This is a genomic window from Streptomyces spirodelae (assembly GCF_017676385.1).
Taxonomy (GTDB): Bacteria; Actinomycetota; Actinomycetes; order Streptomycetales; family Streptomycetaceae; genus Streptomyces; species Streptomyces spirodelae.
Genome location: NZ_JAFFZN010000007.1, coordinates 79,817 through 92,822 on the forward strand (window position 1 = coordinate 79,817; position 13,006 = coordinate 92,822).

General features: G+C 70.8%; 10 protein-coding genes. 3 read left to right on the forward strand and 7 right to left on the reverse strand.

From position 1 onward, the window contains the following. Positions 1-48: 48 nt before the first annotated feature. Positions 49-1,005 carry a LysR family transcriptional regulator gene (locus JW592_RS10145; RefSeq protein ID WP_209264751.1) on the forward strand — a complete coding sequence of 319 codons (957 nt, stop codon included), beginning with the start codon at positions 49-51 and terminating at the stop codon, positions 1,003-1,005. Here the strand turns inward: JW592_RS10145 and JW592_RS10150 are convergent. Further along, entirely contained in the window at positions 918-1,748 is an 831-nt protein-coding gene (locus JW592_RS10150) for a carbohydrate ABC transporter permease (RefSeq protein WP_372446477.1), read from the reverse strand. The genes JW592_RS10145 and JW592_RS10150 overlap by 88 nt on opposite strands. Positions 1,749-1,955: 207 nt before the next feature. On the opposite strand from JW592_RS10150, the gene JW592_RS10155 reads away from it, so the two are divergent. Continuing rightward, the gene (locus tag JW592_RS10155; protein ID WP_209264632.1) at positions 1,956-2,600 is read left to right on the forward strand and encodes an LAETG motif-containing sortase-dependent surface protein; all 645 of its coding nucleotides are present in this window, start codon (positions 1,956-1,958) and stop codon (positions 2,598-2,600) included. Positions 2,601-2,793: 193 nt separating this feature from the next. Here JW592_RS10155 and JW592_RS10160 read toward each other — a convergent pair whose 3' ends face one another. From JW592_RS10160 to JW592_RS10175, 4 genes are all read right to left on the reverse strand, one after another. Continuing rightward, entirely contained in the window at positions 2,794-3,681 is an 888-nt protein-coding gene (locus JW592_RS10160; protein ID WP_209264633.1) for a carbohydrate ABC transporter permease, read from the reverse strand. Then, on the reverse strand, positions 3,678-5,036 hold the full coding sequence (locus JW592_RS10165; RefSeq protein ID WP_209264634.1) for an ABC transporter substrate-binding protein: 1,359 nt from the start codon (positions 5,034-5,036) through the stop codon (positions 3,678-3,680). Before JW592_RS10165 ends, JW592_RS10160 begins: the two co-directional genes overlap by 4 nt. Before the next feature lie 198 nt (positions 5,037-5,234). After that, positions 5,235-5,936, reverse strand: a complete 702-nt coding sequence (locus tag JW592_RS10170; RefSeq protein WP_209264635.1) for a response regulator — start codon at positions 5,934-5,936, stop codon at positions 5,235-5,237. Continuing rightward, entirely contained in the window at positions 5,933-7,585 is a 1,653-nt protein-coding gene (locus JW592_RS10175) for an ATP-binding protein (protein ID WP_209264636.1), read from the reverse strand. Before JW592_RS10175 ends, JW592_RS10170 begins: the two co-directional genes overlap by 4 nt. A 174-nt stretch (positions 7,586-7,759) precedes the next feature. On the opposite strand from JW592_RS10175, the gene JW592_RS10180 reads away from it, so the two are divergent. Next, entirely contained in the window at positions 7,760-9,163 is a 1,404-nt protein-coding gene (locus tag JW592_RS10180; RefSeq protein WP_209264637.1) for a cation:dicarboxylate symporter family transporter, read from the forward strand. 133 nt (positions 9,164-9,296) lie between these two features. Here JW592_RS10180 and glgB read toward each other — a convergent pair whose 3' ends face one another. Next, positions 9,297-11,492: a 1,4-alpha-glucan branching enzyme gene (gene glgB / locus JW592_RS10185; RefSeq protein ID WP_229375633.1), complete on the reverse strand. Its 2,196-nt coding sequence runs from the start codon at positions 11,490-11,492 to the stop codon at positions 9,297-9,299. A gap of 90 nt (positions 11,493-11,582) precedes the next feature. Beyond that, entirely contained in the window at positions 11,583-12,947 is a 1,365-nt protein-coding gene (locus tag JW592_RS10190) for a maltokinase N-terminal cap-like domain-containing protein (RefSeq protein ID WP_307805361.1), read from the reverse strand. Between the last annotated feature and the right edge of the window lie 59 nt (positions 12,948-13,006).

Sequence of the window (13,006 nt, forward strand, 5' to 3'; positions counted from 1 at the left end):
CAGAAGGAGGCCGAGTTGGACGGCGGCACCAGAATCCGTTCGCTGGAGATGAGAGAGCTGGAGTGCTTTCTCGTCCTCGCGGAGGAGCTGCACTTCGGGCGCACCGGTGAGCGGCTGTACGTGTCGCAGAGCAGGGTCAGCCAGCTGCTGCGCTCCCTGGAGAGCCGGATCGGGGCGCGGCTGGTGGAGCGCACCAGCCGCCGGGTGGCGCTCACCCCGCTCGGCTCCCGTTTCCTCGCGCAGCTGCGGCCCGCCTACGGTCTGCTGGGTGAGGCCGTGGACGAGGCACGCGCTGCGGCACGGTGCGTGGCAGGGCGGCTGCGGCTCGGGTTCCTGGGCAGCGCCAACCACCGGATGACGGCGGCGCTCGGCCTCTTCCACGCCCGCCACCCACGGGTGGAGACCGACATCGTGGAGATCACCATGGCGGACCCCTTCGGGCCGCTGCGGCGCGACGAGGTGGACGCGGCCGTCGTGCTCCTGCCCGTCGAGGAGCCCGATCTGGTGGTGGGCCCCTGCTTCAATGAGCAGCCGTGGATGCTGGCCGTCTCCCCGCACCATCCCTTCGCCGGGCGCGGCTCGCTGGACGCCGAGGACCTCGCCGACTGCCCCCTCATCGCCGCCGCGCCCCCGGCGCCCGGCTATTGGCGGGACCACCAGGCACCGCCGCGCACACCCCGGGGCCGCACTGTTGCGCGCGGTCCGGCTGTGGCCACGCTCCAGGAAGGGCTGGCCAACGCCGCTGCGGGACGCGGAGGCATGCTGCTGTGCCGCCCCACCGCTGAGGCGCACGCCCGTGCGGATATCGCCTACGTCCCCGTCGAGGGGTTGCCGCGCTCGGAGCTGGCGTTGGTGACCGTGCGGGGTACGGACACCGCGCTGCTGCACGCCTTCACACGGACAGTGGCCGACGAGGCTCAGCCCTTGACCGCCGCGCCCAGCGCGAAGCCGCCCGCCAGCCGGCGGGAGACGAGCACGTACAGCAGGATCACCGGGGTCGAGTAGAGGATGGAGAAGGCCGCCAACTGGCCGTAGACGACGGCGCCGTAGTTGCCGAAGAAGGTGAAGATGCTGACCGAGGCGGGCATCTGCTCGGGGCTCAGCAGCAGCATGAACGGCACGAAGAAGTTGCCCCACATCATCACGAAGCTGTAGATCGCCACCACCGAGACGCCCGGCCCCATCAGCGGCAGTACCACCCTCAGCAGCGACTGCCACCACGAGGCACCGTCCGTCCAGGCAGCCTCCTCCAGCACGCGCGGCACACCGTCCATGAAGTTCTTCATCAGCCAGATGGCGAACGGCAGCTGCGAGGCCGCCAGGAACAGAGCTGTGCCGTACAGCGTGTCGATCAGGTTGATCTGCACGAACAGCCCGTAGACCGGCACCATCACGGCCGTGACCGGCAGGCAGGTGGTGAACAGGATGGTGAGCAGGTACGGGCGGCTGAAGCGGGAGCGGAAGCGCGAGAGCGGGTAGGCGGCCAGCGCCGCACACGCCACCGTCAGGGCGGTGGCGCCGCCGCACAGCAGCAGGCTGTTGCGCATCGGCGTGAAAGTGATCTCGTCGGTCAGTACGGCCGAGAAGTTCTCCAGCGTGGGGGAGTCCGGCGGCCGTACCCGCAGCGTCGCCTCGGCGTCCAGGGAGGCGAGAACCAGCCATGCGAGCGGCGTCACGAACGCCGCCAGGACCACCACGAGTCCGGCGTCGGCGGCGAGCCGCCCCCGGGCGCGCCTGCTCAACTTCACCGAATCGCAACCTCCTTCGAGTGGAGTGGACGTCGCCCCCGCGACCTGCGGTCATGGAGGTTCCGTGTAGGTGCGGCGAACTGGGCCTTGGCCGACAACAGTTGGATATTGCGGGGTCCGTGTGTCGTGCGTTGCCGATGCGAGTACCGTGCTGTCACCCGCCGTACGTGCATCTCGTGCGGTCGTGGTCCTACCGGAAGGAAAACGATGACAGCACTGCGCCTCAGATGGCAGCGGTCGGTCGCCATCGCGGCGACCGGTGCCGCGGCGTTCGTCGGCACCGCGATAGCGGCTGCCCCCGCCCAGGCACACACCCCCCAGTGGTCGGTGACCTGTGACTCGGTCTCGATCGATCTCAAGCAGTACGCACCGGAGGGCAACAAGGTCACCGTCAAGGCCGGCGACAAGGTGTTGATCGACGACACCTTCGGCCGCACCTTCCACAAGAAGGTGGACCTGCCCGAGCACAGCAAGCCGCTGGACGTCACGGCCAAGGTCGTGGCCTCGGACGGGGACCAGTTCTCGTGGGGTCCGGAGACCAAGACGTCCCCGGTGTGCGAGAAGCCCGAGGAGCCCTCGCAGACCCCGGCCCCCTCGCCCAGCGAGTCGGAGTCCACCTCGCCCTCGCCCAGCGCCAGCCCCTCGCAGAGCGCGAGCGAGAAGCCGGAGCCGAGCGCGTCCGAGCCCAGCAGCAGCGCCCCGGCCGAGAAGCCGCAGGGCGGCGGTGACGACCTGGCCGAGACCGGTTCGTCCAGCAACACCCCGATGATCGCCGGCATCGCGGCCGCCGTGGTCATCGCCGGCGGCGGCCTGGTGGTCTTCGCGCGCAAGCGCCGCTCCTCGCAGAGCTGATCACGGCGCCGACCGCGCCGGGGCTGTCCCCCGTGCAGCCCCGCACCGCTCCGTCGGGCGACTGACGGGCAGTTCGTACCACCGTCCGGCGGCCGGTCCCATCCGGCCGCCGGGCGTTCCGTCCGCTCCCGCCGCCCCGCGTACGCCGAGCAGCACCCCGTCCGCTCCCGCCGCCCGCCTCCGTCCGGTGGCCTCACGGCGCGCTCACCTCCTCCCGCATCAGCCGCAGATAGACGGTGGAGAACAGCGCCCCCACCACAAGCAGCAGCAGCGCGACGGCCGTCCCGTAGCCGATGAGCGACTTGGTGAACGCCTGGTCGTACATGAAGACCGGCAGGGTTTCGCTCCGGTGGGCCGGTCCGCCCTTGGTCATCGCCCAGATCAGCCCGAAGACGGACAGCGTCTGGAGTGTGTTGAGCATCAGATTGGTGCCGATGGAGCGGCGGATCATCGGCAGCGTGATGTACCACAGCCGCTGCCGGCCGCTCGCGCCGTCCACCTCGGCCGACTCGGTGACCTCCTGCGGGATCTCGGCCAGCGCTGCCGAGTAGACGAGCATCGAGAACGCCGTGCCGCGCCAGACGTTGGCGAAGGAGACGGCCAGGATCGGCAGCGTCACCAGCCAGTTCTGGGCGGGCAGCTGCAGCCAGTCCAGCACCGCGTTGAGCTGACCCTCCCGGTGGAAGAAGGAGTACAGCAGGAATCCAGCCACGATCTCCGGCAGCACCCAGGCGCTGATCACCACGGCCCCGGTGACCGTCCGCACGGTCTTGGAGGCCCGCCGCATCAGCGAGGCCAGCGCCAGGCCCAGCGTGTTCTGGCCCAGGATCGAGGAGACCAGGGTGAAGACCAGGGTGAGGACTACCGCGTTGCGGAAGTGCGCGTCACCGAAGGCGCGGGTGAAGTTGTCCAGCCCCACGAACGACACCGACTCCTGCCCGGTGAGCCGCATATCGGTGAAGGCCAGCACCACGCAGTAGCCGATCGGGCCCGCCAGGAAGAGCAGCAGCACGGTGGTGGCGGGCGCCAGCGGCAGCCACCGCAGTACCCCTGTGCGACGCGCGGCTGTGGCGGTGGTCATTTGGTGACGGTCGCGCCGTCGGCGATCCCGTCCAGCTGCTCGTCGTACGCCTTCGCCGCCGCCTGCGGTGAGGAGTCACCGGTGGCCACGGCCTCGGTGGCTTCCGCGATGGCCGCCGAGACCCGCGGATAGGCGGGCAGCGCGGGACGGTAGTGGGTGTGCTCCACGCGCTGGGTGAAGAACTTTGTGCCCGGCATGGACTTCCGGTAGCGCGGATCGTCGGCCACGTCCTGCCGCACCGCCACCTGGGAGCCGCGGATGCACCACTCGACCGCGTTCTCCTTCGTCTGCATGGTGCGGATCATCTTCCAGGCCAGGTCCGGGTTGTCCGAGTGCCGGGGGATCGACCAGGTCCAGCCGCCGGACATGCTCACCTCGCCGGGCGGCCGGCCGTGCTGGGTGGGCATCGGCGCCAGCCCCATCGTCTCCTTCCACTCCGGCCACGGCTTGCCGCCCGTCTTGATCCAGAACTGGCTCAGCCAGGAGCCGTCCAGCGCGATGGCCAGCTTCCCCTTCGGCAGCAGCTCGGTGGCGACGTCCGTGGTGACGTTCGGATCGACCATCTGGTCCTCGTCGGGGCCGAGATGCTCGCTGTAGACGGTGTCGAGGAACTCCAGGCTCTCCCGGAAGCCCTTGCCGCCCTTGACCCATTTCTTGGCCTTCGGATCGTAGAGCGGGTCCTTTCCGGTGCCGTAGAGCAGCATTTCGAAGCCCTGCATGGCCGTTGCCTCACCGGCACCCTTGCCCGCGTAGACGTTGAGCGGGATGACGCCGGGCACCTTCCGCTTGAGCGTGCGGGCGGCCTTGAGCACCTCGTCCCAGGTCTTCGGGCGCCAGTCCTGCGGGAGGCCCGCCTTCTTGAACAGCTTCTTGTTGAACCACAGGCCCCTGGTGTCGGTGCCGTCCGGCACCCCGTACGTCTGCCCGTCCGCCGCACCGGCCGCCCGCTTGGCAGCGGGCTCGAACTGCTTCCAGTCGTCCCACTTGGCGAGGTAGTTGTCCAGCGGGCGCAGATAGCCGCTCTTGATATCGGAGTTGATCAGGAACGTGTCCTCGTACACCAGGTCGGGCGCCGTCTTGGGAGAGCGCATCATCTGCTGGATCTTGGTGTAGTAGTCCTGCTGCGTCGCCTGGATCGGCACCAGGTCGATCTTCTTGCCCGGATAGCGCTTCTCGAACTTCTTCGCCACGAACTTGAGGTAGTCGTCGCGGAAGGTGACCTTGTTGTCGGTCTCCTTGTGGAAGGCGATGCGCACGGTGTTCTTGTCACCGGCCCCGCCACCGCCACAGGCGGTGAGCGTTCCGGCGGCCAGGGCTGCGGTGAGAGCGAGGATCTGCGGAGCGGTGGGGCGCACGGGCATGCCTCCTCGGACCAGGCGGGTCCTGAGTACGGTGGCTCCACGGACCCTTTGTGGTCAATATCCGTGCGGGAGGGAGTAGTTGGGGCTGGTGAGGGGAGCCCCTCGCTGCACGTCGCAGGCTGCGGTGCGATGTGGCTGTGAGGTATCCCCAAGGCGCAGGGTGGGCAAACGCAGCCCCCATGCGGGGTACGGCTACGGGCGCCAGACGTAATGGTGCTCCGGGCGGCCGACCTGCCCATAGCGTTGGTGGCGGTCGGCGCGGCCGATGCCGACGAGGTGTTCGAGATAGCGGCGCGCCGTGATCCGGTTGACCCCAAGCGCCGCAGCGGCCTCACTCGCCGTCAGCCCGGTGCCGGCCGCATCCCGCAGTTGGGTCGTCACCCGGGCGAGCGTTGGCGCGCTCAGCCCCTTCGGCAGCGTCGAGGCGGCCGGCACGGCGTGCAGCACCGACAGGGTACGGTCCACCTCGTCCTGGCTGATCGCCTCGCCCCGCGTCTCGGCCGTGGCCCGGAAGTCCGCGTACCGCAGCAGCCGGTCGCTGAGCGTACGGAAGGTGAACGGTTTGAGCACGTGCTGGACGACGCCGAGCGAGACGCCTTCACGAATCATCGTCAGGTCCCGCGCCGAGGTCACCGCGAACACATCCTCCGAATGGCCCGCAGCACGCAGCGAGCGCAGCAGGTCGAGGCCGCTGCCGTCGGGCAGGTAGAGATCGAGGAGGATCAGATCGATGCCGCCGGCCTGTGCTGTCGCCTCCTCCTCCAGGGCGCGGAGTGCCTCCGCCCGCGAGTGGGCCTTGGCCGCCACCTCGAAACCGGGCACCCGGGAAACGTAGAGGGCGTGCGCGTCGGCCGCCACGGGGTCGTCCTCGACGACCAGCACGCGCAGTGTCATCGGAGCACCTCCTTGGAGAGTGCCTCCTGGCGCAGCGGCAGCCGCACCTCGAACTCGGCGCCCGCGTCAGGCAGATCGCGGGCCCGTACCCGGCCGCCGTGGCGCTCGGCGGTCTGCCGCACGAGGGCCAGGCCGATGCCGTGTCCCCGGTCCGGCTTGGTGGTCCAGTCCCGCTCGAAGAGGCGGTCCCCGGCCTGGGGCGGCAGCCCTGGACCGTCGTCGGCGACGCGGAGGACGAGTTCGCCGGGCGCCGGGGTGGCGGTGTGCTGGACGGTGACGGTGATCTGGCCGGCGGGTGAGACTGCCTCCACCGCGTTGTCGATCAGATTGCCCAGCACCGTGACCAGGTCCCTGGGCGGCAGGCCGGAGATCTCCTCGAGGGCGGAGTCCGCGGTCAGCGTCAGCTCCACGCCGCGCTCCTTGGCCTGCGCCGCCTTGCCCAGCAGCAGCGCGGCCAGTACGGGTTCGCGCACGGCGCTGACGACCCGGTCGGTGAGAGCCTGGGCCAGCTCCAGCTCCTCGGTGGCGAAGCGTACGGCTTCGGCCACCCGGCCCAGTTCGATCAGGGAGACGACGGTGTGCAGCCGGTTGGCGGCTTCGTGGGCCTGGGACCGCAGCGCCTCGGCGAAGCCGCGCACCGAGTCCAGCTCGCCCGCCAGGGCCCGCAGTTCGGTGTGGTCGCGCAGGGTCACCACGGTGCCGCGGTGTTCCCCGCCGTCGACCGGCGCGGTGTTGACGACGATGACGCGCTCGCCGGTCAGATGGACCTCGTCCACCCGCTCCTCGTCGGCCAGCAGCGCCGCGGTCAGCTCGGGCGGCAGACCGAGTTCGGCGACGGGCCGGCCCACCAGTGCCTCGTCACCGTCCCGGCCGAGGAGCAGCCGCGCGCCGTCGTTGACGAGCGCGACCCTCCCCTGCCCGTCGAGCAGCAGCAGGCCCTCGCGCACCGCGTGCAGCGTGGCCTGGTGGTAGGCGTACAGGCGGCTCAGTTCGGCCGCGTTCATCCCGTGCGTATGGCGGCGCAGCCGGGCGTTGATCACGTAGGTGCCGACGGCGCCCAGGGCCAGGGCCCCGCCCGCGACGGCGAGGACGGCGGTGAGCTGCGCGCTGACCTGCTTGCCGATGGTCTCGACCGCGATCCCGGCGCTGACCAGACCGATGATCCGGCCCTGGTGCCCGTCGTGCGCGGCGGCCCGGATGGGGGTCACCACCCGGACCGAGGGGCCCAGGGTGCCTGTGTAGGTCTCGTCGAACGTGCGGCCCTTGAGCGCCGGGCCGATATGGCCGACGAACCGCTTGCCGATCCGGTGGGGGTCGGGGTGCGTCCACCGGGTGCCGTTCGTGTCCATGATCGTCACAAAGGTGACGCCGGTGTCGCGGCGTACCTGCTCCGCGTACGGCTGCAGCCGCTTGCTGGGGTCGGGCGAGGCGATCGCCTCGCGGACGGAGGGAGAATCGGCCACCGCTTGTGTGGTCGCCCGGGCACGGTGCGTGGCCGCGTCCCTGGCCTGCGACTTCGCTGAGACGTACGCGAACACCGCGCAGCCCACGACCACGGCGGTGACCAGCACGACCTGCATCGCGAAGAGCTGGCCCGCCAGGCTGCGCGGGTGGGACCGCACAGGTGAGCGGGGGCGGGGAACGCGCATTCTCTCAGTCTGCCGTGGCTTGTTCCGTGCACGTAATGCACGTAAGGGTGACGCACATCGCACCGTGTTGCATAGTCGCCGGGACTCAGCACGATCCGGATTCGCAATCGGCCGTCCACCTGGACGTTCCCGCGAAGACGTCGTGAAGTGACCCATGGACGAGGAGCCCCCGACGTGTCGAAGAAGACACCGCAGCAGGCCGCAGCGGGCGCTGCGCCGGAAGCACCACGCGCGAAACGGGACCGTACGCACTACCTCTACATCGCGGTGATCGCCGCCGTGATCCTGGGTGTGATCCTGGGCCTGACGGCACCGGGCGTGGCCACCGAGCTGAAACCGCTCGGCGAAGGGTTCGTCAGCCTGATCAAGATGATGATCTCCCCGATCATCTTCTGCACGATCGTGCTGGGCATCGGCTCCGTCCGCAAGGCGGCCAAGGTCGGTGCCGTCGGCGGGATGGCGCTCGGCTACTTCCTGGCGATGTCGCTGGTCGCGCTGGCCATCGGGCTGGCCGTCGGCAACGTGCTGGACCCCGGTCAGGGGCTGCATCTGACCGACGCGGCGCGGGACGCGGGCGCCTCACAGGCAGGGGAGAGCCAGGGGACGGTCGAGTTCCTGCTCGGCATCATCCCCACCACCTTGGTCTCCGCCTTCACCACGGAGCAGGTCCTGCAGACCCTGCTGGTCGCGCTGCTGGTCGGCTTCGCGCTGCAGGCCATGGGCAGCGCCGGGGAGCCGGTGCTGCGCGGTATCGGGCACATCCAGAAGCTGGTCTTCCGGGTACTGGCGATGGTGATGTGGGCTGCCCCGGTCGGCGCGTTCGGCGCCATGGCAGCCGTGGTCGGGGAGACGGGCGTGGACGCGCTGAAATCCCTCGCTGTGATCATGCTCGGCTTCTACACCACCTGTTTCCTGTTCGTCTTCGTCGTGCTCGGGCTGATCCTGCGCGCCTTCACCGGCGTCAATATCTTCGCGCTCTTCAAGTACCTGGGCCGGGAATTCCTGCTGATCCTCTCCACCTCCTCCTCCGAGTCGGCGCTGCCGCGGCTGATCGCGAAGATGGAGCACCTGGGCGTCAGCAGGCCCGTCGTCGGCATCACCGTGCCGACCGGCTACTCCTTCAACCTCGACGGCACCATGATCTACCTGACCATGGCCTCGATCTTCGTCGCCGAGGCCATGGGCAACCCGCTCGGCATCGGCGAGCAGATCTCGCTGCTGCTGTTCATGTTCGTCGCCTCCAAGGGCGCGGCCGGGGTCACCGGCGCCGGCCTGGCCACCCTGGCGGGCGGCCTTCAGTCGCACCGTCCCGAACTGGTGGACGGCGTCGGTCTGATCGTCGGCATCGACCGCTTCATGAGCGAGGCCCGCGCCCTGACCAACTTCGCCGGCAACGCGGTGGCCACTGTGTTGATCGGCACCTGGACCAAGGAGATCGACCGGGAGCGGGTCCAGGAGGTGCTGAGTGGGCACCTCCCGTTCGATGAGACGACGCTCTCCACAGCGCACGGGCCGGCGCCGGCCCACGACCCCCTCACCAAGAGCGAGCCCTTGGACCGGGTGCCCTCCCAGGCCTGACGTCGCGTCTTGCGTACCCCGCATGAGGGCTGTGCTTGCCCACCCTGCGCCCTGGGGGTACCTCCCGGACGGAGTCCGGGGGAGCAGACTGCCCAAGCGCAGCGGAGGGAAGCGCCCCGCAAGGGGCAGCCCCTCACGTAGTTGGGCGCAGCCACAAGGTGGCGAGTGGGGGCAGCACCAGCCCAAGGGAGACAGGGTGACCAGAAGCCGGTTCGGGTTCCGCCCGAACCGGCTTCTCGTTGCCGACGCCACTCCCGCCATAGCGGAGCGCATCCGTGTTGAGGACCTCACGCCAGACATCCCACCCCTCAGGGACTCCCAGGCGGTAGCCCTCCCGCACCACAGGGGAGAAGTTGCAGACCGCCAGCAGCGGGCTCCCACCGGCGGCGAACCGCAGAAAGGCGACCACGTTGGTGTCCGCGGCATCCGCGAGCACCCAGGCGAACCCGGCGGGTTCGCTGTCCCGCTCCCACAGCGCCGCCGTCGCCAGGTACTCCGTGTTCAGCGCGCGCACCAGGTCGCGTACTCCCCGGTGATCGGGCTCGGCGGGGTAGGAGGGGTCCAGCAGCCACCAGTCGGGCCCGTGCTCCTCGGACCACTCGGCACCCTGCGCGAACTCCTGCCCCATGAACAGGAGTTGCTTGCCGGGGTGGGCCCACATGAAGGCCAGGTAGGCGCGGTGGTTGGCGCGCTGCTGCCACCAGTCGCCGGGCATCTTGGCCACCAGCGACCGCTTGCCGTGCACCACCTCGTCGTGCGAGATCGGCAGGATGTAGTTCTCCGCGTAGGCGTACGCCAGCGAGAACGTCAGCTCGCCGTGGTGGTGTTTGCGGTGCACCGGGTCCTTGGCCATGTACTCCAGCGAGTCGTGCATCCAGCCCATGTTCCATTTGAAGCCGAAGCCGAGCCCGCCGAAGCCGCCCTCGCCGACGTGGTGGGTCGCCCGGGTCACCCCGGGCCATGCGGTGGACTCCTCGGCCGCCGTGATCGCGCTGGGGCAGCGCCGGTAGACGGTGGCGTTCATCTCCTGGAGGAAGGCCACCGCTTCCAGGTTCTCCCGGCCGCCGTACGCATTGGGCGTCCACTGCCCCTCACCGCGCGAGTAGTCCAGGTAGAGCATCGAGGCGACCGCGTCCACGCGCAGCCCGTCGATGTGGAACTCCTCGCACCAGTAGACGGCGTTGGCGACCAGGAAGTTGCGCACCTCACGTCGGCCCAGGTCGAACTCCAGAGTGCCCCAGTCCGGGTGCTCGGCCCGCGCCGGATCGGGGTGCTCGTACAGCGGCGTCCCGTCGAAGCGGGCCAGCGCCCATTCGTCCTTGGGGAAGTGCGCCGGCACCCAGTCCATCAGCACCCCGATCCCGGCCCGGTGCAGCGCGTCGACCAGGTACCGGAAGTCGTCCGGGGCGCCCAGCCTGGCCGTCGGCGCGTAGAAGCCCGTCACCTGGTAGCCCCACGAGCCACCGAACGGGTGCTCGGCGACCGGCATCAGCTCCACGTGGGTGAAGCCCAGGTCTCGTACATAACGGGGCAGTTGCCCGGCCAGCTCCCGGTAGGACAGCCCCGGACGCCAGGAGGGCAGATGCACCTCGTACACCGACAGCGGCTCCCGGTGCGGCGCCGCGTCGGCGCGCGCGGTCAGCCACTCCTGGTCGTGCCAGACGTACCGCGAGGACTCCACCACCGATGCCGTGGCGGGCGGGCACTCGGTGCGCCGCGCCATCGGGTCGACCCGCAGCGTGTGCGAGCCGTCGGGACGCGCGATGTCGAACTTGTAGAGTGCGCCCGCGCCGACCCCTGGCAGGAACAGCTCCCATACGCCCGACGAGCCCAGCGAGCGCATCGGCGCCGCGGTCGGGTCCCAGTGGTTGAAGTCCCCGGCGATCCGTACGCCGCGCGCGTTGGGAGCCCAGACGGTGAACCGGGTGCCGGCCACCGAGTCGACGGTCATCGGATGCGCGCCCAGCGCCCGCCACAGCTCCTCGTGCCTGCCCTCGCCGATCAGGTGCAGATCCAGCTCCCCGAGCGTGGGCGGGAACCGGTAGGGGTCGGCCGTGGTGATCTCGTCCTCGCCCGGTTCCGCGCCGTACCGGATCACGAGCTCGTACGCGGGCACGGAGTCCGGGGCCGCCGGCAGGACCCCGCCGAACATCCCGTCGCCCTCGTCCGCCAGCTCGGCCCGCCACCCCCCGGCGACGACGGTGACGGCCTCGGCGTACGGCCGCAGCGTACGGATCACGACCCCGTCGGGCCCCGGGTGCACGCCGAGCAGCGCGTGCGGGTCGTGGTGCGTACCGGCCAGCAGCCGGGCCCGCTCCTCGGCGGGCAGCGGGGCCGGGGCCTCGGCCCTGCCGGGCTCGGACGGCGGCTTGTCGAGGGCCACGTGCTTCCTCCAGGTGGGACGGTGGCGAAGAATCGTTCATGCGGAGGGCGCCGACGACGGTGCCGCCAGCCGCCGGACAGCGGAGAGCGGGATGCCCAGCCACGCGGGCCGGTTGCGCGCCTCGTACAGCACCTCGTAGACGGCCTTGTCCGTCTCGTACGCGCGCAGGAGCACGGCCTCCTCGCGCGGGTCCCGGCCGCACGCCTCCGCGTATCCGGCGCAGTACGCCGCCCGGTTGGCAGCCGCCCACGCACGGGCGCGGGCCGACTCGGCCCCGGCCGCCGGGCCCTGGCAGGCGGCGTAGTCGAAGGAGCGCAGCATGCCCGCGATGTCCCGCTCAACGGGCTGCGGAGCGCGGCGCTCGGACAGCGGACGGGCGGGCTCGCCCTCGAAGTCGATGAGCGTCCAGTCCTCCGCGCCCGTGCCGCCACCCCGGGCCAGCGCCTGGCCCAGATGGAGATCGCCGTGAACGCGCTGCGCCCGCAGCCCCCGGCCGCGGGCGCCGAGCGCGGCCAGCGCGCGGAAGGTCTCCAGCAGTGCCGCCCGGTACGGCCGCAGCGCGGGCACCGCCGCGCCGGCCGCCTCCAGGCGCCCCGCCATCCCCTCCGCCGTCCGCATCAGCTCGGGGCCGGTCAGGGTGCCGGTGGGCAGTGCCTCGGCCAGCCCGGTGTGGACCCGCGCCGTCGTACGGCCCAGCGCGTGGGCCGCCGCGGTGAAGTCCGCCCCGCGCGCCAGCGCCCGCAGCGCCAGCTGCCAGCCGTCCAGGGTGCCGGCCAGATACGGCTGGAGGATGCCCAGGGTGCGGTCGCCGACGTCGGCTGTCGACTCGAACCATGCCAGCGGTGCCGGTACGTGGGGGCTGCCCTGCCGAGCGAGCGCGTACGTCAGCTCCAGGTCCGGGTTGATGCCCGGCTCCACCCGGCGGAACAGCTTCAGTATCGCCGCGTTGCCGTATATCACCGAGGAGTTGGACTGCTCGGCGTCGAGGGGGCGCGGGGTGGGCCGCGCCGGGGGCGCTGCCCACCGCTCGGTCTGGGAGAAGCGCAGCCGTCCCAGGCTGCCCGGGGTGGCCAGCCGTTCCAGCAGGAGGCTGGTCAGCCGGGGGTCCTGCAACGCCTCGTAGACGGCCGTGCCGCGCAGCGGCCCTGTCGTGGGCCGCCCGATGAGGGCGGGCGCCAGCTCGGGTGGCAGCGCCTCCCTGATGCCGAGGAGGAGTTGGTAGCAGTCGCCGGGTGGTCGTACGTCGACCAGCAGATGCAGCAGCCCTGGGGCGCTGCCCCGGTACGGCAGCACTTCGGTGGCCGCCACCAGGGTCAGGGCCTCGATCGGGCGGCCCTTGCCCGCGTACCACCGCCGGCGCGGTAGCCAGGACCGTATGACGTCTAAGCAACTGTCCGACACGGTGTGCCTCTCCACAAGTTGCGTACCCGGCAACGGGGGCTGCGCTTGCCCACCCTGGG